The sequence below is a fragment of the Hansschlegelia plantiphila genome (assembly GCF_027922265.1).
In the GTDB taxonomy this organism is placed as follows: Bacteria; Pseudomonadota; Alphaproteobacteria; order Rhizobiales; family Methylopilaceae; genus Methylopila; species Methylopila plantiphila.
Map to the genome: position 1 here is coordinate 189302 of NZ_BSFI01000004.1, position 21789 is coordinate 211090.

18 protein-coding genes are annotated in these 21789 nt (G+C 70.5%); 8 read left to right on the forward strand and 10 right to left on the reverse strand.

All coding sequences use genetic code 11. The features are described 5' to 3' along the window. The first annotated feature begins 51 nt into the window (after positions 1 to 51). On the forward strand, positions 52 to 882 hold the full coding sequence (locus PKE75_RS04305) for a MipA/OmpV family protein (protein WP_271167465.1): 831 nt from the start codon (positions 52 to 54) through the stop codon (positions 880 to 882). Between the two features lie 13 nt (positions 883 to 895). Here PKE75_RS04305 and PKE75_RS04310 read toward each other — a convergent pair whose 3' ends face one another. Further along, on the reverse strand, positions 896 to 2512 hold the full coding sequence (locus PKE75_RS04310; RefSeq protein WP_271167466.1) for an OpgD/OpgG family glucan biosynthesis protein: 1617 nt from the start codon (positions 2510 to 2512) through the stop codon (positions 896 to 898). A gap of 99 nt (positions 2513 to 2611) precedes the next feature. Continuing rightward, a complete protein-coding gene (locus PKE75_RS04315) occupies positions 2612 to 4834 on the reverse strand; it encodes a heavy metal translocating P-type ATPase (RefSeq protein WP_271167467.1) in 2223 nt (740 codons plus the stop codon). A gap of 232 nt (positions 4835 to 5066) precedes the next feature. Here PKE75_RS04315 and modA point away from each other — a divergent pair, with 232 nt between their 5' ends. Genes modA through modC form a run of 3 tightly spaced genes read left to right on the forward strand, consistent with a single transcriptional unit; the run spans position 5067 to position 7678 of the window. Then, positions 5067 to 5876 (forward strand): molybdate ABC transporter substrate-binding protein, encoded by an 810-nt coding sequence (gene modA, locus PKE75_RS04320; protein ID WP_271167468.1) that lies wholly within the window; start codon positions 5067 to 5069, stop codon positions 5874 to 5876. Between the two features lie 22 nt (positions 5877 to 5898). Beyond that, positions 5899 to 6591, forward strand: a complete 693-nt coding sequence (gene modB / locus PKE75_RS04325) for a molybdate ABC transporter permease subunit (RefSeq protein WP_271167651.1) — start codon at positions 5899 to 5901, stop codon at positions 6589 to 6591. Positions 6592 to 6607: 16 nt separating this feature from the next. Then, positions 6608 to 7678 carry a molybdenum ABC transporter ATP-binding protein gene (gene modC / locus PKE75_RS04330; protein WP_271167469.1) on the forward strand — a complete coding sequence of 357 codons (1071 nt, stop codon included), beginning with the start codon at positions 6608 to 6610 and terminating at the stop codon, positions 7676 to 7678. A 46-nt stretch (positions 7679 to 7724) separates the two neighbouring features. On the opposite strand, the gene PKE75_RS04335 is transcribed toward modC, so the two are convergent. Together PKE75_RS04335 and PKE75_RS04340 are read right to left on the reverse strand one after the other, a co-directional pair. Then, the gene (locus tag PKE75_RS04335) at positions 7725 to 9293 is read right to left on the reverse strand and encodes an OpgD/OpgG family glucan biosynthesis protein (RefSeq protein WP_271167470.1); all 1569 of its coding nucleotides are present in this window, start codon (positions 9291 to 9293) and stop codon (positions 7725 to 7727) included. 95 nt (positions 9294 to 9388) lie between these two features. After that, positions 9389 to 9811 (reverse strand): winged helix-turn-helix transcriptional regulator, encoded by a 423-nt coding sequence (locus tag PKE75_RS04340; RefSeq protein WP_271167471.1) that lies wholly within the window; start codon positions 9809 to 9811, stop codon positions 9389 to 9391. Between the two features lie 102 nt (positions 9812 to 9913). Between PKE75_RS04340 and PKE75_RS04345 the strand changes: the two genes are divergently transcribed. The 3 genes from PKE75_RS04345 (at position 9914) to PKE75_RS04355 (ending at position 12926) form a co-directional block, all read left to right on the forward strand. Next, positions 9914 to 10663 carry an SDR family oxidoreductase gene (locus PKE75_RS04345; RefSeq protein ID WP_271167472.1) on the forward strand — a complete coding sequence of 250 codons (750 nt, stop codon included), beginning with the start codon at positions 9914 to 9916 and terminating at the stop codon, positions 10661 to 10663. A gap of 545 nt (positions 10664 to 11208) precedes the next feature. Further along, complete coding sequence (locus PKE75_RS04350; RefSeq protein ID WP_271167473.1) at positions 11209 to 12366, forward strand: type III PLP-dependent enzyme; 1158 nt, start codon at positions 11209 to 11211, stop codon at positions 12364 to 12366. Positions 12367 to 12377: 11 nt separating this feature from the next. Continuing rightward, the gene (locus tag PKE75_RS04355) at positions 12378 to 12926 is read left to right on the forward strand and encodes a GNAT family N-acetyltransferase (RefSeq protein WP_271167474.1); all 549 of its coding nucleotides are present in this window, start codon (positions 12378 to 12380) and stop codon (positions 12924 to 12926) included. A gap of 37 nt (positions 12927 to 12963) precedes the next feature. Here the strand turns inward: PKE75_RS04355 and PKE75_RS04360 are convergent, their stop codons facing one another. The 6 genes from PKE75_RS04360 to PKE75_RS04385 all read right to left on the reverse strand — a co-directional run bounded on the left by PKE75_RS04360 (position 12964) and on the right by PKE75_RS04385 (position 20138). Beyond that, the gene (locus tag PKE75_RS04360) at positions 12964 to 13602 is read right to left on the reverse strand and encodes an NrsF family protein (protein ID WP_271167475.1); all 639 of its coding nucleotides are present in this window, start codon (positions 13600 to 13602) and stop codon (positions 12964 to 12966) included. Further along, the gene (locus PKE75_RS04365; protein ID WP_271167476.1) at positions 13599 to 14150 is read right to left on the reverse strand and encodes a sigma-70 family RNA polymerase sigma factor; all 552 of its coding nucleotides are present in this window, start codon (positions 14148 to 14150) and stop codon (positions 13599 to 13601) included. The genes PKE75_RS04360 and PKE75_RS04365 overlap by 4 nt, the downstream gene beginning before the upstream one ends. 113 nt (positions 14151 to 14263) lie before the next feature. Then, positions 14264 to 16954 (reverse strand): bifunctional acetate--CoA ligase family protein/GNAT family N-acetyltransferase, encoded by a 2691-nt coding sequence (locus PKE75_RS04370; RefSeq protein ID WP_271167477.1) that lies wholly within the window; start codon positions 16952 to 16954, stop codon positions 14264 to 14266. Between the two features lie 47 nt (positions 16955 to 17001). Next, positions 17002 to 17919, reverse strand: coding sequence for a LutC/YkgG family protein (locus PKE75_RS04375; RefSeq protein ID WP_309298801.1), 918 nt, complete (start codon positions 17917 to 17919; stop codon positions 17002 to 17004). Next, positions 17916 to 19343, reverse strand: a complete 1428-nt coding sequence (locus PKE75_RS04380; protein WP_271167478.1) for a LutB/LldF family L-lactate oxidation iron-sulfur protein — start codon at positions 19341 to 19343, stop codon at positions 17916 to 17918. Before PKE75_RS04380 ends, PKE75_RS04375 begins: the two co-directional genes overlap by 4 nt. Before the next feature lie 18 nt (positions 19344 to 19361). Then, positions 19362 to 20138, reverse strand: a complete 777-nt coding sequence (locus PKE75_RS04385; RefSeq protein ID WP_271167479.1) for a (Fe-S)-binding protein — start codon at positions 20136 to 20138, stop codon at positions 19362 to 19364. 193 nt (positions 20139 to 20331) lie between these two features. Between PKE75_RS04385 and PKE75_RS04390 the strand changes: the two genes are divergently transcribed. After that, positions 20332 to 21783 carry an FAD-linked oxidase C-terminal domain-containing protein gene (locus PKE75_RS04390; protein WP_271167480.1) on the forward strand — a complete coding sequence of 484 codons (1452 nt, stop codon included), beginning with the start codon at positions 20332 to 20334 and terminating at the stop codon, positions 21781 to 21783. Positions 21784 to 21789: the final 6 nt, after the last annotated feature.

Consider the following 21789-nt stretch of genomic DNA (forward strand, 5'->3'; position numbering starts at 1 on the left):
AGTTACCTCCCAGAGCGGCCAGTTAGCCGTCCGCCTCCGAGGTTTCCGCATATGCGTCGCCGTCTCGCCGTTCTCCTCGCCGCCGCCCCGCTTGCGATCTTCGCATCCGCCGCGTCGGCCGCCGATATCTCGGTCGAGGCGCCTGCGACGGCCGTCGCGGTGGACGACGGCTGGACCGCGACGCTGAAGGGCACGGGCGTCTATGGCCCGCTGTTCGAAGGTTCGAACAAATACGGGTTTTCCGGCTATCCGGGCCTCGCGATCCGCAAGAAGAGCGAGCCGTGGAAGATCGGCGCGCCCGACGACGGCTTCGGCATCGCGATCGTCAACATGCCCTGGCTGCAGTTCGGCCCCGTCGCCCGCGTCCGCGCCGAGCGCGATTCGAGCGACGTGAAGCGCTTCTACGGCATGAAGGACATCGACTGGGCGGTGGAGCCCGGGGCGTTCCTCGAGGTCTACCCGACCGAGAACATCCGCCTGCGCGGCGAACTCCGGCACGGCGTTTCCGGCCACCACGGCTTCGTCGGCAACCTCGCCGCGGACTACATCTTCACGGTCGGCAACCTGGCGCTCACCGCCGGTCCGCGCGTGGAGATCGGCGACCACAAGTTCATGGACAAGTATTACGGGGTGACCGCCAGCGAGGCCGCCCAGAGCTCCCGCGCGTCGGAGTACGACGCCGGCGGCGGCGTCAAGTCGGTCGGCTTCACGGCCGCCGCGACCTATGCGTGGAACGAGAACTGGAGCACGACCGCCTTCGGCCGGTACGACCAGCTGGTCGGCGACGCCGCCGACAGCCCGGTCGCGAAGAAGCTCGGAACCAAGAGCTCCTTCACCGCCGGCGTCGGCGTCGGATACTCCTTCGACTGGAGCGCCTGGTGATCTCCAGCCGGCGCTACGGCGCCGGATGGAACTGATAAAGCCAGGTCTCGGTGAGCGTCTTGTCGCCGACCTTCAGATAGCAGCGCATGTCGACGGGCTCCGGCCCCTCGACCTTGAGGTCGAACTGGGCGCGCCAGTGGCCTTTGACGTCGCTCGGCACCGCCTCGGCGTAGATGTAAGAGAACGTCCCCCGCGACGCCCATAGCACGGGCTCGACCGTCTGGCCGTAGGGGATGTCTTCGAGCGGGCCGCCGAGAAACTCGATCATGAACTTGCGCAGGCCAGGCGGCCGCGGCAGGCCCGGCTGGCCGCCGCGCCCAAGCCGTGTCGCGACGCACCGACCGAGACTCGTAGGAAACGGCTCCTCGTCCTGCCAGTAGAGCTTGTAGGCGAGGGCGATCGTCACGCCCGCCTTGGTCGGCTGGGCTGGGATCCAGTAGGCGACCACGTTGTCGTGGATCTCGTCGTCGGTCGGCAGCTCCACGAGCTGGACGGAGCCCTTGCCCCAGTCGCCGACCGGCTCGACCCAGGTCGACGGCCGGTCCTGGTACTTCACGCCGTCCTGATAATGGTCGAACGCTCGGTCGCGCTGGAGCAGACCGAAGCCGCGCGGGTGCTCATCGGCGAAGGTCGACGTCATGATCCGCGGCGGATCGTTGAGGGGCCGCCAGATCCGTTCGCCCGCGCCGGTCCACATCGCGAGCCCGTCGGAATCGTGCACTTCCGGACGCCAGTCGATCAGCGTCGGCTTCGCGGTCTCCGAGAACCAGTACATCGAGGTCAGCGCGGCGAGGCCGACGCGGTCGACGTCCTTGCGCATGGTGACCGTGGCCTCGATCTCCATCAGCGTTCCGGCGGTGCGGTGGATCAGGAAGCGATAGGCGCCCGTCAGCGACGGCCCGTCGAGCAGCGCGAACACCGTGACGGGGTCTGAATCCGACATCGCCGGCTCGAACCAATAGGCGATGAAGTCGGGAAACTCCTCGGCCGCCCCCGGCTGCGGGAACAGCGCGACCCCGCGCGCCGACATGCCGACCTGGCCCTTCTCGCCGATCGCCCGGAAATAGGACGCGCCGAGGAAGGTCGCGAACGGTTCGCGCGTCTTCCAGTCGCCCTTGTCCGTGACCTGATCCTTGGCCTCGCGCACCCAGAAGCCGGCGAAGGCCGACGGCTGCGGGGCGAGCTTCCGCGCGACGCTGTCGGCCGGCATCTCGAACAGCGAGGGATCATAGATGATCTCGCGCGCCTTGCCGTCGACGACGGCGTGCATCCGCACCGTCTTCGGGAAGTACTGCCCGACATGCATGAAGGTGATCGGATAGGCGCCGGGGCTGTCGGCGTAAAGCGCGTCGTCCGGCTTGAACTTCAGCTTGCCATGCGCGTCGTAGTCGATCTGCTGGACGATCGCCGGGTCAGGCCTCGCAGGCTCCTTGTAGGGCTTACCTGCAAGATCCTTGGCGAGCCGCTTGAGCAGGTCGTAGGAGAACGGCGCCGGCGGTCCGAGCTTCAGCCGGTCCGCGCCCTGCGCCATCGCGGTCCCGCCGAGCGCGACCGCGGCTTGCGCCGCGAGGCCGAGCTGCAGCAGGGTCCGGCGATTCAGCGGGCAGGCGGCGTCGGGCGTTCGGGACATGGTTCGCACCACCGGGCTCGAGACTGGGCTGCCGGCTTATAGCGGAAATTACGGCGGGACGAGGAACGGCTCAGACGTCTTTCGCCGATCGGCGAGGCCTCAGTCGTCCGGTGTCCAGCGCGCCAGCCGCAGGGCGTTGAGCACGACGCTCGCCGAGGACAGCGCCATCGCGGCGCCGGCGATCCCGGGCGACAGGGCGCCAAAGGCTGCGAGCGGCAGGCCGACGACATTGTAGACGAAGGCCCAGGCGAGGTTCTGGCGGATGTTCGCCACGGTCCGGCGCGACAGCAGGAGAGCGGCCGGAACCAGCACGGGATCCGGCCGGAGCAGCGCGACGCCCGCGGTCTCAAGCGCGACGTCCGCGCCGCCGCCCATCGCGATCCCGAGGTCGGCCGCCGCCAGCGCCGGCGCGTCGTTGACGCCGTCGCCGACCATCGCGACGCGCGATCCCTCCGCCTTGAGCCGCTGGATGGTCGCGAGCTTGTCGGCGGGCCGCGCTCCGGCCTCCACGCGGGAAATGCCGACGCCGCGCGCGATCGGCGCGGCGGCTTCCGCCGAATCGCCGGTCAGCATGATGATCTGAACGTTCAAGGCGGCGAGCCGCCTGACCGCCTCAGCCGCGCTCGGGCGGGGAGCGTCGGCGAAGGCGAGCACGCCTTTGGCGCGGCGCCCCTCCGACACCGCGACCGCCGTGCGACCTTCGGCGGCGTGGCGGGCGAGCATCGCCTCGACCGGGGCGGTGTGCGCGCCAACCTCGGCGAGCAACCGCACGCCGCCGATTGCGACCCTGGCCCCGGCGACATCTCCGGAGACGCCGTCGCCCGGATGGGAGCGGATGTTGGTGGCCGCCGGTATTTGGAGCCCCTGTCCCTCCGCGGCCTCGACCACCGCCTTGGCGAGCGGATGCTCCGAGCCGCGCTCCACGGCGGCGGCGAGCGCGAGCAGCTTCGTGGCGTCCCCGTCGATCGCCTCGGTCGCGACCAGAGCCGGGCGTCCGGCCGTCAGCGTGCCGGTCTTGTCGAAGATCACGGCGTCGATCCGGGCGGCGCGCTCTAGCGCTTCGACGTCGCGCACCAGCAATCCGGCCTTGGCGGCGGCGCCGGTGCCCGCGACCAGGGCTGCGGGCGTCGCCAGACCGAGCGCGCAGGGACAGGCGATCACGAGCACAGCGATGGCGTGGCCGAGCGCGGGGCCGGCGCCTGCGCCCGCCAGCAGCCAGCCGACCAGGGTTACGATTGCGATCGCGACCACGACGGGCACGAACACCGCCGTGACCCTGTCGACGAGACGCTGCACCGGCGCCTTCGCGAGCTGCGCGCGCGCGACCAGCCGGCCGATGCGCGCGGGCGTCGCATCCTCGCCGACCGCGGTCGCCTCGACGACGAGGAAGCCGGCGCCGTTGAGCGAGCCTGCGATCACCGCGTCGCCCAAGGCCTTCTTCACCGGCTTGCTCTCGCCGGTCACCAGCTGCTCGTCGACGTCGCTCGCGCCTTCGGCGATCAGCCCATCGACGGGCACGCGTTCGCCCGGCCGCACCAGCACGACGTCGCCGAGGCCGAGCGCCTCGATCGGCGCCTCCTCTTCGCGTCCCGAGGCGTCGCGGCGGCGCGCGGTCTCGGGCGTCAGGGCGCCGAGCGCGGTGAGCGCGGCGGCGGTCCCGGAGGTCGCGCGGGCCTGCAGCAGGTTGCCGAGCAGGACGAAGCCGAGAACCGCGATCGAGGCCTCGAAATAGAGCGCGCCTGGCGTTCCGGCGATGACCTGGCCCGCGCTCCAGAAATACGCGGCGCTCGTGCCGAGCGCGACGAGCACGTCCATGTTGGCGGCCCCGCCCCTCAGCGAGGCATAGGCGCCGCGGTAGAAGCGGGCTCCGACCAGCGCCTGGACCGGCGTCGCGAGGGCGAGCTGCAGCCAGCCGGGCAGGACGCCGTGCGAGCCTGCCGCCATGCCGACCATTCCGGCGAGGAACGGCGCGCCAAGCACTGCCGTCATCGCCAGCAGTGCGACGGTCCGGCGCTGGTCCTCGATGCGGGCCGCGGCGCGAGCGGCCTCGGCTTCACGGCGTTCTGCGGCGCCCGCCGGGCGCACATGCGCCTCGTAGCCCGCGCGCCCGACCGCTGCGACCGCCGCGCCGGCATCGGGCGCGCCCGTGAAGCGAACGTCGGCGCGTTCCAGCGGCAGGTTGACGACCGCTGAGGCGATCCCCGGCGTCGCTCCCAACACCTTCTCGATCCGCGCCGCGCAGGCCGCGCAATGCATGCCGTCGATGTCGAGCGTCAGCGTGGCGGCGTTCCGGAAGGCTTCGAGCGGTTCGGGTCGCGTCATCTGCGTCAAATGTCCTGTCAGGCGCTTAGATGCGCCGCAGGCGTTGCAAGAACAAGCCTGAAGGCCTCCGCCCGCCTTGCGGCGCGTCCGCGACTACGGCATCGTCGCGCCCGATCGATCCCGCCGCTGATGGCGTTTTCATCCTCGCAAGCTGCGCCCCGATGGAGGCGCGGCGCGCGTCCGCTCCAGAACCGTGACGCCGCGAGGGCGCCCTCGCGCGGAGACCGCCGCCATGACATTCAACCGCCGCTCGTTCGGACGGCTCGCCTTTTCCATCGCGCTCGCTCTCGCGCCGCTTTCGGCCCATGCGGAGGACGCCGTCGCCAAGCAGCCCGTGGTGGTGTTCGCCGCCGCCTCGCTGAAGAACGCGCTCGACGCCGTCGCCAAGGACTGGACCAAGGAGACCGGAATCGAGGTGAAGGCGAGCTACGCCGCGTCCTCCGCGCTGGCCAAGCAGCTGGAGCAGGCGGCGCCCGCAGATATCTTCATCTCCGCCGACGTGCCGTGGATGGATTACGTCGCCGACAAGAAGCTGATCGTTCCCGAGAGCCGGATGGACCTGCTCGGCAACAGCCTCGTGCTTGTCGCCGGCCCAGGCTGGACCAAGGGCGACGTCGAGCTCAAGCAGGGCGTCGACCTCGCCGGGCTGCTCGGCGACGGACGCCTCGCGATGGGCGAGCCGAGCTCGGTGCCTGCCGGCAAGTACGGCAAGGCGGCGCTCACCAAGCTCGGCGTGTGGGACGCGGTCTCGCCCAAGGTGGCGGGCGCGGAGAACGTTCGCGCGGCGCTGGCGCTGGTCTCGCGAGGCGAGGCCCCCCTCGGAATCGTCTACAAGACCGACGCCGCCGCAGACCCGTCGGTGAAGATCGTCGGGACCTTCCCGGAAGACAGCCATGCGCCGATCATCTATCCGGAGGCGAAGATGCTTTCTTCCAAGAACCCGAACGCCGACGCCTTCCTGAAGCGTCTGTCCTCGGCCTCAGCGAAGACGGCATTCGAAGCCGCGGGCTTCACGGTCGTCGCTCCGGCGGTCGGGAACTGACGCGCTGGACGCGGTCGCGACCCTGCTTGGCCTTGCGCCAGAGGACCTCGCCGCCGTTCGCCTGAGCCTGCTGGTCGCGACGGTCGGCACGCTCGCGAGCTTGCCTGTCGCCGTGCTCGTCGCGCTCTTGCTGGCTCGCGGGCGGTTTCCGGGGAAGACGCTGCTCGACGGGCTGGTGCACCTGCCGCTGGTGCTGCCGCCCGTCGTCACGGGCTACCTGCTGCTGCTCTCCTTCGGCAGGCGCGGGCTGTTCGGCGAGGCGTTGGCGAACTGCTGCGGGCTGGTGTTCTCGTTCCGCTGGACGGGTGCCGCGCTCGCGGCGGGCATCATGGGATTCCCGCTGATGGTGCGGGCGATCCGTCTTTCGATCGAAGCGGTCGACCGCCGCCTCGAGGACGCGGCGGAGACGCTCGGCGCCGGCCGGATCGGCGTGCTGTTCGTCGTCACCCTGCCGCTCGCGGCGCCCGGCTTGCTCGCGGGGCTGGTGCTCGCCTTCGCCAAGGCGCTTGGCGAGTTCGGCGCGACGATCACCTTCGTGTCGAACATCCCCGGAGAAACCCGGACGCTGCCGGCTGCGATCTACACGCTGACCCAGACGCCCGGCGGCGACGCCGCGGCGCTTCATCTGGTGCTGGTCGCGATCGGGCTTTCGCTTCTCGCGCTCGTCGCCTCCGAACTCCTGGCCCGCCGCCTCGCCTCCCGGATCGCAGGATGAGCGGGCTCAGCGTCTGATGCTCAAGGTCGCGATCGCCCGCCGCACGGGAGACTTCAGCCTCGACGTCGCCTTCACGGCGCCCAACGGCGTGACCGCCGTGCTTGGCCGTTCCGGCGCCGGCAAGTCGACGCTGGTTTCCGCGGTCGCCGGCCTCGTGCGCCCCGACGAAGGCCGCATCATGCTCGGAGACGTCGCGCTGTTCGACCGCGCGGCGCGCATCGACCTCGCGCCGCGCAAACGCCGCGTCGGCGTGGTATTCCAGGAAAGCCGGCTGTTCCCGCATCTCTCGGTGCGCTCCAACCTGCTGTTCGGCAGGCGCCGGCGGCGCGGCGCGACCGGGCCTTCCTTCGACCAGGTGGTGGAGACGCTCGGGATCGGCGCGCTGCTGCCGCGCAGCCCGCGGTCGCTGTCCGGCGGCGAGCGGCAGCGGGTCGCGATCGGGCGCGCGCTGTTGTCAGCGCCCCACGCTCTGCTGTTCGACGAGCCGCTGGCCGCGCTCGACTCCGAGCGGAAGGGCGAGATCCTGCCCTTCCTCGAGACGCTGGTGCGCGAGGTCTCGCTGCCGGTGCTCTACGTCACCCATGCGCTCGAGGAGGCGCAGCGGCTGGCCGAACGGCTGGTCGTTCTGGCGGCCGGGCGGATCGTCGCCGAGGGTCCCCTCGAGCAGGCGATAGCGGCGGCGGGACTGGCCAGCGCCGGCGATCGCTTTCTCGACGGCGTCACGGTCGAGGCGACGGTCGCGGAGCTGGACGAACGGTATGGCCTGACTGGGTTGTCGCTCGGCGCCCACCGCGTCTGGGTTCCCGGCCTGATCGGCCAGCCCGGCGACGCCGCGCGGCTGCGCTTCCTCGCCAGGGACTTGGCGCTCGCGCTCGTCCCTCCTGAGCGGACGTCCGTCCGCAACGTGCTGCCGGGCGTGGTGCGCGGCCTGAAGCGCGGCGAGGGGCCTTACGCCTCCGTCATGGTCGACGTGGGCGGCGCCGTGCTCAGGGCCGAGATCACCCGGCGCGCCGCCGACGACCTGCAACTCGCCCCGGGCCGCGTGGTCTACGCGCTGGTGAAAAGCGTGGCGGTGTCGAGGGCGTGAGGCCGCCTTCGATCCGGCCGCCGCCGCCGCGCGAAGACGCCCGACGCTACGGCGCGTTCTCGGGCGCGTAAGGGAAGGTCCAGGTCTCGGTGAGGGCCCGGTCGCCGGCTTTCAGGAAGGCGCGGAGCTCCATCGTCTTTCCGGTGTCGGCCTGCACGTCGATCCCGACGCGGAAGCCGCCGATCTTCGCGTTCGGCGCGACGAAGGTGCGTCCGATCGCGCCCGACGAGGTCGACGGCACGACCGAAACCTTCGAGGGATCGTTGAGATAGTAGCCGAGATCGCCGCCGGCGAAGTCGATGATGAAGCGCTGCGTGCCCGTCGGCACCGGATCGGCGGAGCCGAGCGCCGCCGCGCGCGTCGGATAGGTGTTCACCGCCCGTCCGCCCGAATGCAGCCGCGCATCCGAGCTCATGGCGCGAAGGCGGTAGCCGAAGCTGCGCTCCTTGCCGACCTCGGCCGGGGCCGCCGGAACCCAGAAGGCGACGATGTTGTCGTTGGTCTCGTCGTCGGTCGGCAGTTCGACCAGCTCGACGTGCCCCTCTCCCCAGCCCTCACGCGGTTCGATCCAGTAGCTCGGCCGCATCTGGTAGTTCAGGTCGAGGTCCTGATAGTGCTCGAACATGCGGTCGCGCTGCATCAGGCCGAACCCCTTGGGGTTCACGTCCCGGAACTGCGAAATCTGGGTCGTCCTGGGGTTGCGCAGCGGGCGCCACACCCACTCGCCGCCGCCGGTCTGCAACATGAGGCCGTCGGAATCATGCAGCTCGGGGCGGAAGTCGGTGAAGTGCCGGCGCTGGTTCTCGGCGTAGAAGAACATCGAGGTCAGCGGCGCGACGCCGAGCTTCGCGATCGGCCTGCGCGGGATCAGGGTCACGGTGACGTCGACCACGGTCTCGACATCGGGATAGACCACGAAGCGGTAGGCGCCGGTCAGAGACGGCCCGTCCAGCAGCGCGTAGATCGTCGCGCGTTCGGCGTTCGGGGCCGGCGTCTCCACCCAGAACTCACGGAAGTCCGGAAACTCCTCGGGCTCCGGGCCGCCCGAATTGATCGCGACGCCGCGCGCCGACAGGCCGTAGACCTGATTGCGGCCGAGCACGCGAAAATAGCTCGCCCCGATGAACGAGATCAGCTCGTCCATGACGCGCGGATCGTTCAGCGGATAATGCAGGCGAAATCCTGCAAAGCCGAGGTCGACGGGCAGCGGGCGACTGAACTTGTTGGCGCCGTAGTCGAACAGCGAACCCGAATAGGGCGCCGGCGTCGCGATGCCGTCGCGCACCACGTTCACCACCACCGGCCGGCGATAGAGGAAGCCGGGGTGGAACATCTGCATGCGGAAGGGTCCGCCGCCCGAACCGAGCAGAGCGCGCTCTGCTCGGAAGCGGATGTCGCGATACTGGTCGAAGGTGAGGTTGCGGAGCTCCTCGGGCAGTTCGCGGAGCGATGCGTCGTAGGGCTGACCCGCGAGCTCGCGCGCGCGCCGAAGAACGTCCTCGAAACCGAAGGCGGCCGGCGCCGGCTGCTGAGCGCGCGCCGCGCCGGCGCAAGCGACGGCGCCGACGCCGAGAGCGAGCGCTCCGCGGCGGGTGAGTGCGGAGCGACTGGTCATCGAGCGGATCGTCGGAAGGAGGAGGACTGCACGAGTCCTCCCTAATCCGGTCGGGCAGGGGGCCACAAGGCGACGCGTCGCCACGCCGCAGCATGTCAGGAAGCCGCTTCTCGCGCCATGAACGCCTCGCGCGCCTTCTCGACGTCGGCGTAATAGGTCTCGGCCCAGATCCAGACCCCGCAGAACGCGGCGCTCAGGCTGCGGCCGAGCTCGGTCAGGCTGTAGTCGACATGCGGCGGCACGACGGGATGCACCACCCTGGTGACGAGGCCGTCGCGCTCCATCTGCCGCACCGTCTTGGTCAGCATCTTCTGGCTGATGCCGCCTACGATCCGGGAGATCTGCGTGAACCGCAGCACACCGTGCTCCTCGAGCGTCTCCAGCACCAGCATCGTCCATTTGTCCGCGACCTGGCCGATGACGTCCTGCACCAGCGCCTCGATCGCGGGATCGACTGTCTGCGGCGCAGGATGGAGGCGTTTCGCCTCGATCGCCGGGTTTGGAGCGGCCCGTTTCATTCGATGCTCTCCTTCTGGAGACTATGGCGCTTTCAGGTGCCTACTTTCTAACGGAGAGCGTCGACCATATCCTTCCTGCACGCATCAAGGAAAGGCGCGGTCATGGACATCTCCGGAAACACGATCCTCATCACTGGCGGCGGCTCGGGCATAGGCCGCGCTCTCGCCGAAGCGTTTCACGCCGGCGGAAGCCAGGTCATCATCTCGGGCCGGCGGCAGGCGGCGCTCGACGAGGTGACGAAAGCCAATCCCGGCATGAAATCGGTGGTCTTCGACATTGCCGACGGCGCGGGGATCGCAGCCTTCGCCGAGCGTCTCATCGCCGACTACCCGACGCTGAACGCCGTGCTGAACAACGCCGGGATCATGGTCCCCGAGGACGTGAAAGGCGGCGGCTACCTTCAGACGGCCGAGGACACGGTCGCGACCAATCTGCTCGGGCCGATCCGCCTGACCGCGGCGCTGCTGCCGCACCTTCTGAAGCAGCGGAGAAGCGCGGTGCTCACCGTCTCCTCCGGCCTCGCCTTCGTGCCGATGGCCGCCACTCCGACCTATTCGGCGACGAAAGCCGCAATCCACTCCTATTCGGTCGCGCTCCGGCGCCAGCTCCAGGGCACGCCGGTCGAGGTGATCGAGATCGCGCCGCCTTATGTACAGACCACGCTGACCGGCGAACGTCAGGCCTCCGATCCCAACGCCATGCCGCTCGACGATTTCATCAGCGAGACGATGCGCCTGCTGGCGGAGCAGGGCGCGACGGAGATCATCGTCGAGCGCTGCAAGCCGCTGCGCTTCGCGGCCGAGCGAGGCGAGATGGCGAAGATGCTCGAGGCCGTGAACACGCCTCATTGACCAGGGCGGCCGCTGGCCGTCGCGAGACGGCCAGCGTTTGGATCCCGTTAATAAAAAACCCTGTCACAATCCGAATGTTTTTCTTGCAAGCGGGGGCGAACGATCCTACTTCCCGCCTGCCCAATTTCGCGCGTGCCTGTGTCGTGTGTCGGGTTGGCGGGAACTCCCCGCCGGGCAACCCGATGGCCGGAAATCCCAACCGGCTCTAAGTCGCCTCTCCGGCGGCGGACGCGACGTGAAGCAACGACGTAGAGGGCTTTTTTGGTCTCTGCCGGCTGTCCAAAAGCCGGCGTCACTGAAGAGGCGACTACTTCCTTGCCGGGCGTGCGGTTCGGGTTCTCCCAGACCAAGCGTGGCGTCGACCTGATCCGAGACGGACATTCTCCGTCCGAGCGGTCGTCGCGACTACGGCGTGTATCGAGCGGTCGTTCCTAAGCGGGGACGGCCACGGACTGACGCACACTGACGACGGCCCGCGTCTCCACAGCGCGGCCGACGGCGGAGCGTCATCCATCGGGCCACATGACGCTTTCCGGGACGCCGCCATGACCTCTCATCTCGACCGCCTCGACAATGATCGTATCCGGGGCTTCCTCGCGGCCCAGAAGTCCGACGGGCCGGTGCTCGTCGTCGACAGCGAGATCGTGCGCGGCAATTACGCCAAGTTCGCGCGCGCGCTGCCCGACACCCGCGTGTTCTATGCGGTGAAGGCGAACCCGGCCCCGGAGATCCTGGCGCTGCTGGCGGAGCTCGGCTCGTGCTTCGACTGCGCGTCGGTCGCCGAGATCGACATGGCGCTGGCGACTGGCGTCTCGCCCGATCGCATCTCGTTCGGCAACACGATCAAGAAGGAGCGCGACGTTGCGGCGGCTCACGCCCGCGGCGTGCGGCTGTTCGCGGTCGATTGCCGTGAAGAGGTCGAGAAGATCGAGCGCGCCGCCCCAGGCGCCCGCGTGTTCTGCCGCATCCTGGCCGATGGCGCCGGCGCCGAGTGGCCGCTGTCGCGCAAGTTCGGCTGCGTCCCCGAGATGGCGGCGGACGTGCTCGACCACGCGCAGGCCCGCGGGCTCGTCGCCTATGGCGTGTCGTTCCATGTCGGCTCCCAGCAGAACAACGTGGCGGCCTGGGACTCGGCGCTCGCGTCCGCCGCGCAGATCTTCCGCGACTGCGCGGAGCGCGGCATCGCGCTCTCCATGGTCAATCTCGGCGGCGGCTTCCCGACGCGCTACCTCAAGGACATCCCGGCGGTCGACGCCTATGGCGCGTCGATCTTCGAGTCGCTCAAGGCGCATTTCGGCAACCGCATCCCGGAGACGATCATCGAGCCCGGCCGCGGCATGGTGGGCGACGCCGGCGTGATCGAGGCCGAGGTCGTTCTCGTCTCGAAGAAGTCCGACGACGCCGACGAGATCCGCTGGGTCTATCTCGACATCGGCAAGTTCGGCGGTCTCGCCGAGACGATGGACGAGGCGATCCGCTACCCGATCCGCACCGCCCATGACGGCGAGGCGACGACGCCCTGCGTGCTCGCCGGCCCGACCTGCGACTCGGCCGACGTGATGTACGAGAAGACGCCGTATCCGCTGCCGATCAGCCTCTCGATCGGCGACAAGGTGCTGATCGAAGCCTGCGGCGCCTACACCACGACCTATGCGGCGGTGGCCTTCAACGGCTTCCTGCCGCTCGCCTCCCACGTCATCTGACGGAGGGTCGGATGGTCCACATCAGGGACGAGGCGCCGGCCGACGCCGGCGCCCGCGAGGCTTTGCTCGACCGCGCCTTCGGGCCGGCGCGCTTCGCCAAGACCTGCGAGCGGCTGCGCGAAGGCCGTCTGCCGGCGGCCGGGCTGTCGCTCGTCTCCGAGCAGGATGGAACGCTCGTCGGCACGCTGCGGTTCTGGCATGTCGCGCTGGGCGATGGCCGCCCGGGGCTGATGCTCGGCCCACTCGCGGTCGACGCCGAGGCGCGCTGCGGCGGCGTCGGCTCAGCGCTGATGCGGGCGGGCCTCGACCGGGCGAGGGCGCTCGGTCATGAAGCCGTCATCCTCGTCGGCGACGCGCCCTATTACGAGCGTTTCGGCTTCTCGGCCGAGGCGACCGAACGGCTCGCGATGCCAGGACCGGTGGATCGCGATCGCTTCCTCGGCGTCGAGCTTAAGCCGGGAGCCTTGGCGTCCGCCGCGGGCGTCGTGCGGCCGACCGGCGCCGTCAGGCTGCCGGAGCGTCGCGCCGCGGTGAAGAGCGCTCCGAAGCGCGCGGCCTGAAGGTCGAAGCGCGCCGCGTATCCCCGCGGCGCGCGCCTCACCATCGCAGCAGGCGCGCGCCGATCGCCGCGCCTGCAAGCGTGACGAGCCCGATCGCGAGCGGGTACCAGACGGCGACGAACAGCGGCGAATCATCGACGCAGTGCGCGGCGTAGAACGTCGCGCCGATGCCGCCGGCGAGCAGGCCGGCGACCGCGCCCGCCGCCGCCGGCGAGGACGGCGCGCTCCGCCGCAGCGCGATCAGGATCGCGGCGAGAGGCAGCGCGGAGAGCACGGGCGCCATCGTCAGGCAGAACAGGGCGTTGTGGCCGACGAGGCGCGCCGTCCAGCTGTCGTGTGACGTCACCGTCAGCTCCATGACGACCGCGAGCGCAAGCAGCGCGGGCGCCACGAACAGCGCGAAGCGGACCGTGCCGAGCTCCGCGCCTGGCCGCGTCAGCCGGCGCAAGACCACGGCGGCGGTGACCGCCAGCGCGATCGTCACCACGAACTTGAACAGAAAGCGCACGGTTTCCGCCGCCGCCATCACGTCGGCGCGAGGGCCGAGCAGCGCAAAAAATACGCAGGCTCCCCCCAGCGCCGCGAGGATCGTGGCCGCCCAGAAGACGCGCCCGAACCGGATCGGCTTGGTTCCCGCGTCCGTGGCGAGCGCATCGATCAGCTGGGTCGTCCTCATTCCCGGAAGCTCCTGTAGGCCTCGGCCAGCGCCGCAAGCCCTCGATGCAGCGCGACCCGAACCGCGCCCTCGCTCATGTCGAGGCGCGCCGCCGTCGCGCGGATGTCCGCGCCTTCGACCGTGATCGCCTTCACCACCGCGTGCTGCCGGCCTTTCAGCACCGACAGCAGTTTCTCCGTCTCCCGCGCCGACAGTTGCTCGTCTTCGGCCGGGGCCGGCAGCGTCTCGACGAAATCGTCGATCGGCACATCAACCCGCCTGCCGCGGCGACGGAGCGCGTCGATCATCTTGTTGCGCGCGATCGCCGCGACCCAGGGACCGACGGGCTGGCCGGGATCCCACGTGCCGCGCTTCAGATGGATCGCCAACAAGGTCTCCTGCACGACGTCCTCGACATCCGCGGCCGCGAGGCTGAAGGACGCGGACCGTCGTCGCACGACCGCGCGCAGGAACGTCGCCAACTCCCCAAGCAGTCGCCGGTACGCCGATGCGTCGCCGGCGTCCGCAGCCTTCATCCACAGGGCCCACTGCCGCTCTCGATCGTTCAATGCGGGTCCTTACGGCAGGGATACGGAGGCGCACGGGGCCTTGTTACGGTGACGATGGCGGACCCTCGGAGTTTCCGCCTAGCACGGACGGCGGGGCCGCGGAACGGCGGCTGTCACGCCACGAGGTCGAGCGACACCAGCCGAATGCTGGCGTCGTCCGGATCGGTGCGGACGTCGAAGCCGAGCTCGCGGCAGACGGCCAGCATCGAGCGGTTCTCGGCCAGCACCTGGCCGGAGATGGAGGCGAGGCCCTCGGCTTTGGCGATGCGAATCAGCGCGCGCATCAACCGCCAGCCGAGGCCGCGGCCCTTGAGCCTCGACTGCAGCAGGATGGCGTATTCCGCGCCCTGCGCATCGGGGTCCGAATGGAGCTGGGCGACGCCGAGCACCGCGCCCTCGGCGTCGATCGCCAGCAGCGTCATGGTGCGGGCGTAGTCGACCTGGGTGAGGCGGGCGATGAAGGCGCGCGGCACCTCCTTCATCGGCGTGAAGAAGCGCTGGCGCAGGTCCTCCGGATCGACCGCGCGGAAGAACGCCGCGATCGCCGGCTCGTCCTCCGGCCGCACGGGCCGGACCGCGATCTCGCCGCCGTCCGGCATCGTCAGCCGGCTCTCGTACTGCTTCGGATAGGGCCGGATCGCGAACCGCGGATTGGCGGCGCCGGGCCGCGCGCTGCGGGCGGCCGGCGTCACGCGGATGCGCGCGTCGAAGGCGACTGCGCCGCGCGGCGTCGCGACCAGCGGGTTGATGTCGAGCTCGCGGATCTCCGGCATGTCGGCCGCGAGCTGCGCGAGCTTCACCAGCGTCAGCGCGACGGCGTCGCGGTCGACCGCCGCGCGGCCGTCATAGCCGTCGAGCAGGGCGCCGATACGGGTGCGGGCCATCGCCTCCAGCGCCAGCCCGAGATGGAGCGGCGGCAGCGCGAGCGCGACGTCGCGCAGCAGCTCGGCTGCGCCGCCGCCGGCGCCGAACACGATGACGGGCCCGAACACCGGATCGTCGGCTATGCCTGCGAACAGCTCCTGCGCCTCATCCAGCCGGACGTGGGGTTGGACGACGAAGCCGTCGACATGCGCGTCCGGCGAGCGTTCCGCGACGCGCGCGAGCATGGCGCGGGCGGCCTCCGCCACCGCCTCCGCGCTTTCGAGGCCGAGCCTGAGCCCTCCGACCGACGCGCGGTCCGGAATGTCCGGCGAGACGATCTTGAGCGCCGCGCCGCTGCGGCCGATCATGCCGCCGGCGACCTCCGCGGCGTCCTCCGGCGTCGCGACGAAGGCCTGAGGCAGCGTCGGGATGGCGTAGGCCGCGAGCACCTCGGCGACGTCGGTCGGCGACAGCCAGTCCCGGCCGCTCGCCAACCCCGCCTCGATCGCGGCCCGCGCGCGGGGAACGTCCGGCGAGAAGGCCTCGGGCGAGGACGGCGGCGTCGCCACAAGCGCCTCCTGCGCCTCGACATGGCGGACGAGGTGCATCAGGCCCGCGACGGCCGCCTCCGGCGTCCGGAAGAACGGGATATGCGCGGCCTCGAGCGTCGCGCGGGGGGCGGGATCGGAGCCGAGGAACGCCGCGAACACCGGCTTCGGCGGATAGGACCGCGCCCGCGCCCGCTTCGCCGCCGCGGAGACCGCACGAGCGCATGACGGCGCGGGCGACAGCGAGGTGGGAGCGTGCACGGCGAGCGCGGCGTCGACGCCGGCGTCGGCGAGCACGGCGTCGAGCGCGGTTTCGTAGAGCGCAGCCGTCGCGTCGCCCCGCAGGTCGACCGGGTTGGCGTCGCTGACGCCGATCTCCGGCAGGCTCGCGGCGATCGCGGCGCGGGTCTGATCTCCGAACGCCGCGATCCGGCCGCCGAGGTCGACCAGCCTGTCGGCGGCGAGCTGGCCGAGCGCGCCGCCATTCGCGACGATCGCGATGCGCTTGCCGGCGAGCGGCGCGACATGGGCCAGCGTCTCGGCCGCGGAGAACAGCTCCGCGATGTCGGCGACCCGCAGCAGGCCCGCGCGCCGGAACGCGGCGTCGTAGACCGCGTCGGTCATTGCGAGGGCGCCGGCTTGCGAGGCGCCGCGCGCGGCATGGCGGCGGCGTCCGCCCTTCACCACCACCACCGGCTTGATGCGGGCGGCGGCGCGGGCCGCCGAAAGAAAACGCGGCGCGTTGGCGACGTCGCGCAGATAGAGCAGGATCGCGCGCGTCCGCCGATCCAGCGCGAAATGGTCCAGCAGGTCGTCCACGTCGACATCGACCATGTCGCCGAACGAGACGACGCCGGAGAACCCGATGCCGCGCGCGTTCGCCCATTCGATGGTCGAGGCCATCACCCCGCCGGACTGCGACACCAGCGCGAGGTCGCCGGGATGCCCCGCGGGCGCGATGCTGGCGTTCAGCTTGGCGTAAGGGCTCTGCACCCCGAAACAGCCGGGCCCGACGAGCCGCAGTCCCCGCAGGCGCGCGGCCTGCTCGGCTTGCTCCCGCAGCGAGCCCGGTCCGGATCCCAGCCCGCGCGTCACGACCACCGCCGCCCGCGCGCCGGCGGCTCCCGCCTCGTCAAGCAGTCTCGGGACGACGTCCGGCGGGGCGGTGACGATCGCGAGATCGGCGGGGAAGGACAAGGCCGAGAACGAGCGCGACGCAGGGACGCCGTCCAGTTCGGCGTGGTCAGGGTTGACCAGGCCGACCGGCCCTTCGAACCCCGCCTCGCGCAGGTTGCGCAGCACGGCGCGCCCGACGCTTTCAGGTCTCGGACTGCCGCCGGCGAGCGCCACGGAGCGGGGCGCGAACACGGCGTCGAGGTTGCGGACGGTCATGGGCGCAGCTTACAGGCTCGCGAGCGATCGCGAACTCCCGGCTCAGATCACGGCTGGGTCTGTGAGGGAGGATCGCTTGCCGGGAAGCTTTCGTCGAGCGCCTCGTCGAGCTCATCTTCCTCATGCCCGCGATCGGCCTCCCGCCTGTCGGGCTTGCCGGCGGGAGGTGTCGGCGCGTCGCGTTCGGGGGCCTTCGGGTCGCCCGCGAGCGTCGAGCCGACGCGCGTTTCGGCGGGAGTGGAGCCTGCGGCCGCGAGCGTGGCGTCCATCTCCGTCGTCTCCGCCACGGCGTTCGGGTCGACCAGCACGATGTGCAGCCGGCGCGGACCGTGGGCGCCCATCAGCAAAATCTGTTCGATGTCGGCCGAGCGAGACGGCCCGGTGATCCAGTTCACAGTGCGCGGCATCGTTCCAGCGCCATAGGCGCCGCGCACCTCGCCCCACAGGTCTTCGTAGGTCGCGGCGATATCGGCCGCGTCGACCAGCACGATGTGATTGTCGGGCAGGAAGTTCAGCGTGGTCGGATTGTCCGGCCCGGAGACGAGCGCGAGCGTGCCGGTCTCGGCCACGGCGCCGAAGGCCGCGCTGACGCCGGCGGCGTCATCGCCGAAGGAGCGGCCAGTCGAGACGTCGATCGTCGTCCGCTCCCACGGCAGCCCCACGAGCCGCGCGTCGTCGCCGCGGCGCAAGGCGGCCGGGAGGTTGTGGGCGCGCAGGAACTCCGCGATGGCGGCCGGCGCCTCGTCGGCGCTGCGCACGGTCGCGACCGTGGCGGCGGAGGCCTCGGCCATCTCGACGAACAGCGCGATCAGTCCTTCCGGCGAACGCCCCTGCGCCCGCGCCGGGATCACGCCGCGGCCATGCCCCTTCAACCGGTCGGCGACGATCGTTCTGCGCGGCGCCTCGGCGCCGGTCGCGCCGAGCGAGCGGCGGATGGTGGAAAGGATCTGCTCGCGCGGCGTCATCGCGCTCTCCTTTCCGCGCTCCAGCGGGCCTGGAAGGTCGAGCCTTCCGGCGCCGCGAAATCGCGGGTGTCGGTCCAGCCGCCCGCGAGAGGCAGGGCGCCGAAGCGGCCCTTGCGTCGTCCGAGGAGCGAAAGCGCGCCCATCGCCGCCCGCGTCGCGAACCTGTAGAGCCGCGGCCGGCGGGCGAAGAATCCCCACACCGCGAGGCCGGACCTCACGGGCGCCGGCGACAGGTTCCGCTCGAACTCGCGCTCGCGCCAGTGCCGCATCAGCTTCGGCAGCGGAATGCGCACCGGGCACACGCTTTCGCAGCGTCCGCAGAAGGTCGAGGCGTTCGGCAGATGTCCGGCCTTGTCGACGCCGATCAGCGAGGGCGACAGCACCGCTCCCATCGGGCCGGGATAGACCCAGCCGTAAGCGTGGCCGCCGACTGCGTGATAGACCGGGCAGTGGTTCATGCACGCCGCGCAGCGGATGCAGCGGAGCATCTCGCGGAACTCGCCTGCGAGCATCGCAGAGCGGCCGTTGTCGAGCAGGACGACGTGGTATTCCTCGGGCCCGTCGACGTCGGCCGGTCGTCGCGGCCCGGTCGAGAACGTCGTGTAGACCGTGATCTCCTGCCCCGTCGCCGAGCGCGCCAGCACGCGCAGCATCTGCGAGGCGTCCTCCAGCGTCGGCACGAGCTTTTCGATCGACGCCAGCACGATGTGGACCTTGGGCAGCGTCTGGCTGAGGTCGCCGTTGCCCTCGTTGGTCACGATGATCGACGTTCCGGTCTCGGCGACCAGGAAGTTCGCGCCGGTGATTCCGACGTCGGCCGCGAGGAACTTCTCGCGCAAAGCGCCGCGGGCCTCCGCCAGCAGCGATTCCGGCGCGGAGAGGTCGCGCTCGGGCGGCAGCTTGGTGTGGACGCGGCGGAAGTCGGCTTCGATCTGGTCGCGGTTGAGATGGATCACCGGCGCCACGATGTGGCTGGGGCGTTCGCCGCGCAGCTGGATGATGTATTCGCCGAGGTCGGTCTCGACCGGCTGGACGCCTGCGGCCTCGAGCGCGGCGTTGAGCTCGATCTCCTCGGAGATCATCGACTTGCCCTTGGCGACGGTCTTCGCGCCCACACGCCGGCAGATGTCGGCGACGATGGCGGTGGCGTCGTCCGCGGTCGGCGCGAAATGGACGTGGCCGCCGGCCGCCGTCACCTTCGCTTCGTAGGCCTCGAGATAGAGGTCGAGGTGAGCGAGCGTGTGGTTCTTGATGTCGCGCGCGGAATCCCTGAGCGCCTCGAATTCCGGCAGCTTGTCGGCCGCGCTTTTCCGCCGGCCGATGAACCCCGTCTCGACGTTCCCGAGCGCGCGCTGGAGGGCGGGGTCGTGCAGCGCCCGGTGGGCGTTTTCCTTGAAGGCGGGGGAGGTCGAGTGCGCGTTCATGGCAGAAAACGTCTCATGTCATCGCCCCTGCGGCTCGCCGATCGCCGGCTCGTCGCCCATGCCGGCGAGCACCTCAGCGACATGGCGCGCCTTCACCGGGCGGCCGAGGCGCTGCAGCTTGCCGGCCATGTTCATCAGGCAGCCAAGGTCGCCCGCGAGCAGGGTGCCGGTCTCGGCGGCGGAGATGTTGTCCGCCTTCTTCGCGACGATCGCGTCGGAGATCTCGCCATACTTGACCGCGAAAGTCCCGCCGAAGCCGCAGCAGACATCGGAGTCCTTCATCTCGGTCAGCGTCAGCCCCTCGACGCTTTCGAGCAATGCTCGCGGCTGCGCGCGTATGCCGAGTTCGCGCAGGCCCGCGCAGCTGTCGTGATAGGTCACGGCGCCGTCGAAGCGGGCGTCGACCGCCTTCATGCCCCGGACGTCGACGAGGAAGCTGACGAGCTCGAACACCTTCGCCGCGAAGGCGTCGGCGGGGCGGGAGAGTTCGGGCTCGTCCTCGAACAGTTCGGGCACGTGCTTCTTCAACTGGCCAGCGCAGGAGCCCGACGGCGCGACCACATAGTCGACGCCCTCAAACGCCTCGATCGCCTGCCAGGCCAACGCCTTCGCGGTGCGTCGATCGCCGGAGTTGAACGCCGGCTGGCCGCAGCAGGTCTGGGAGGGCACGACGACGTCGCAGCCCGAAGCCTCGATCAGCTTCGCCGCGGCGAAGCCGACGGACGGGCGGATGAGATCGACGAGGCAGGTCGCGAAGAGGCCGACGCGGGGACGGGGGCCGGGCTGGGCGGACACGTGGAACGGCTCCAGAAACGCGGACAAAGGCGAGCGCTTGGAAGGTGATCGCCTTTTTGGCCCGGCAGGGCAAGACGGGGCAGACCTTCGTCTGGCGAGGCTACACGCCGGCCTTCCGATGTCATAAGACTGGAGGAGACGCCCGCCCCGGCAACCCAAGCCGCGAGAAGACCGGGCACGTTGAGGACCGCCCATGACCGGCATCGCGATGCCTTCGCCCGATCCGCTGATTCTCGCCCGCCGCGACCAGATCGTGGCCGCCCTGCGGGAGTTGGTGCCGGGCGAGGGCGTGATCTCCTCCATCGACGAGCGCCGCGCCTTCGAAACCGACGCGCTCACCGCCTATCGCCGCATGCCGCTCGCAGTCGTGCTGCCCTCCACCACCGAGCAGGTCGCCAAGGTGCTGGCCTACCTCAACCGCGAGGGCGTGCCGATCGTGCCGCGCGGCGCGGGCACTTCGCTTGCGGGAGGCGCGCTGCCGCAGGAGGACGCGGTCGTGGTCGGCGTCTCCAAGATGGCGAAGGTGCTCGACGTCGATCTGCCGAACCGCACCATCAGGGTGCAGACCGGAATCACCAATCTCGGCGTGTCCGGCGCGATCGCGCATGAAGGCTTCTTCTATGCGCCCGACCCGTCCTCGCAGCTCGCCTGCACCGTCGCCGGCAACATCGCGATGAACTCGGGCGGCGCGCATTGCCTGAAATACGGCGTCACCACCAACAACCTGATGGGCGTCACCTTCGTCACCATGACGGGGGAGATCGTCGAGATCGGCGGCGACGCGATGGACCCGGGCGGGCTCGATCTGCTCGGGATCATCTGCGGCTCCGAGGGTCAGTTCGGCATGGTCACCGAGGCGACGCTGCGCATCCTGCCGATGGCCGAGGGCGCGCGGCCGATCCTGTTCGGCTTCCGGTCCAGCGAGGCGGCGGGCGCTGCGGTCGCGGCGGTGCTCGGCGCTGGCATCGTGCCGGTCGCGATCGAGTTCATGGACAAGCTCGCGATCGACATCTGCGAGGACTTCGCCCACGCCGGCTATCCGCGCGACGTCGGCGCCATGCTGATCGTCGAGGTCGAGGGCGCCCCCCACGAGATCGACGAGCAGCTCGCCCGCATCGGCGAGATCGCGACCGAGCATGGCGCGACCTATTCCCGACAGGCCAAGACGCCGGCCGAGGCCGCCGCGATCTGGAAGGGCCGCAAGTCGGCCTTCGGCGCGATGGGGCGCATCTCCGACTACATCTGCATGGACGGCACCATCCCGACCGGCCGGCTGCCCGAGGTGCTCCACCGCATCACCGAGATCTGCGACGCGGCCGGTCTTCAGGTCGCGAACATCTTCCACGCCGGCGACGGCAACCTGCATCCGCTCGTGCTCTACGACATGAACGATCCGGTCTCGCTCGCGAAAGCCGAAGAGGCCGGCGACGAGATCCTGCGCGCCTGCGTCGAGGTCGGCGGCTGCCTCACCGGCGAGCACGGCGTCGGCATCGAGAAGCGCGAACTGATGACGGTGCAGTTCACCCACCCCGAGCTCGCGCAGATGATGCGGGTGAAGGAGGCGTTCGACCCGAACTGGCTGATGAACCCCTCCAAGGTGTTCCCGCTCGGCCTTCGCCAGCAGATGCGGCAGGCTGCGGCGTGATCCACC

What these genes read in the sequence shown, in the direction of transcription:
- PKE75_RS04305 (WP_271167465.1), top strand. Translation starts at nt 52, where the DNA reads ATGCGTCGCCGTCTCGCCGTTCTCCTCGCCGCCGCCCCGCTTGCGATC.
- PKE75_RS04310 (WP_271167466.1), bottom strand. Translation starts at nt 2,512, where the DNA reads ATGTCCCGAACGCCCGACGCCGCCTGCCCGCTGAATCGCCGGACCCTG.
- PKE75_RS04315 (WP_271167467.1), bottom strand. Translation starts at nt 4,834, where the DNA reads ATGACGCGACCCGAACCGCTCGAAGCCTTCCGGAACGCCGCCACGCTG.
- modA (WP_271167468.1), top strand. Translation starts at nt 5,067, where the DNA reads ATGACATTCAACCGCCGCTCGTTCGGACGGCTCGCCTTTTCCATCGCG.
- modC (WP_271167469.1), top strand. Translation starts at nt 6,608, where the DNA reads ATGCTCAAGGTCGCGATCGCCCGCCGCACGGGAGACTTCAGCCTCGAC.
- PKE75_RS04335 (WP_271167470.1), bottom strand. Translation starts at nt 9,293, where the DNA reads ATGACCAGTCGCTCCGCACTCACCCGCCGCGGAGCGCTCGCTCTCGGC.
- PKE75_RS04340 (WP_271167471.1), bottom strand. Translation starts at nt 9,811, where the DNA reads ATGAAACGGGCCGCTCCAAACCCGGCGATCGAGGCGAAACGCCTCCAT.
- PKE75_RS04345 (WP_271167472.1), top strand. Translation starts at nt 9,914, where the DNA reads ATGGACATCTCCGGAAACACGATCCTCATCACTGGCGGCGGCTCGGGC.
- PKE75_RS04350 (WP_271167473.1), top strand. Translation starts at nt 11,209, where the DNA reads ATGACCTCTCATCTCGACCGCCTCGACAATGATCGTATCCGGGGCTTC.
- PKE75_RS04355 (WP_271167474.1), top strand. Translation starts at nt 12,378, where the DNA reads ATGGTCCACATCAGGGACGAGGCGCCGGCCGACGCCGGCGCCCGCGAG.
- PKE75_RS04360 (WP_271167475.1), bottom strand. Translation starts at nt 13,602, where the DNA reads ATGAGGACGACCCAGCTGATCGATGCGCTCGCCACGGACGCGGGAACC.
- PKE75_RS04370 (WP_271167477.1), bottom strand. Translation starts at nt 16,954, where the DNA reads ATGACCGTCCGCAACCTCGACGCCGTGTTCGCGCCCCGCTCCGTGGCG.
- PKE75_RS04375 (WP_309298801.1), bottom strand. Translation starts at nt 17,919, where the DNA reads ATGACGCCGCGCGAGCAGATCCTTTCCACCATCCGCCGCTCGCTCGGC.
- PKE75_RS04380 (WP_271167478.1), bottom strand. Translation starts at nt 19,343, where the DNA reads ATGAACGCGCACTCGACCTCCCCCGCCTTCAAGGAAAACGCCCACCGG.
- PKE75_RS04390 (WP_271167480.1), top strand. Translation starts at nt 20,332, where the DNA reads ATGACCGGCATCGCGATGCCTTCGCCCGATCCGCTGATTCTCGCCCGC.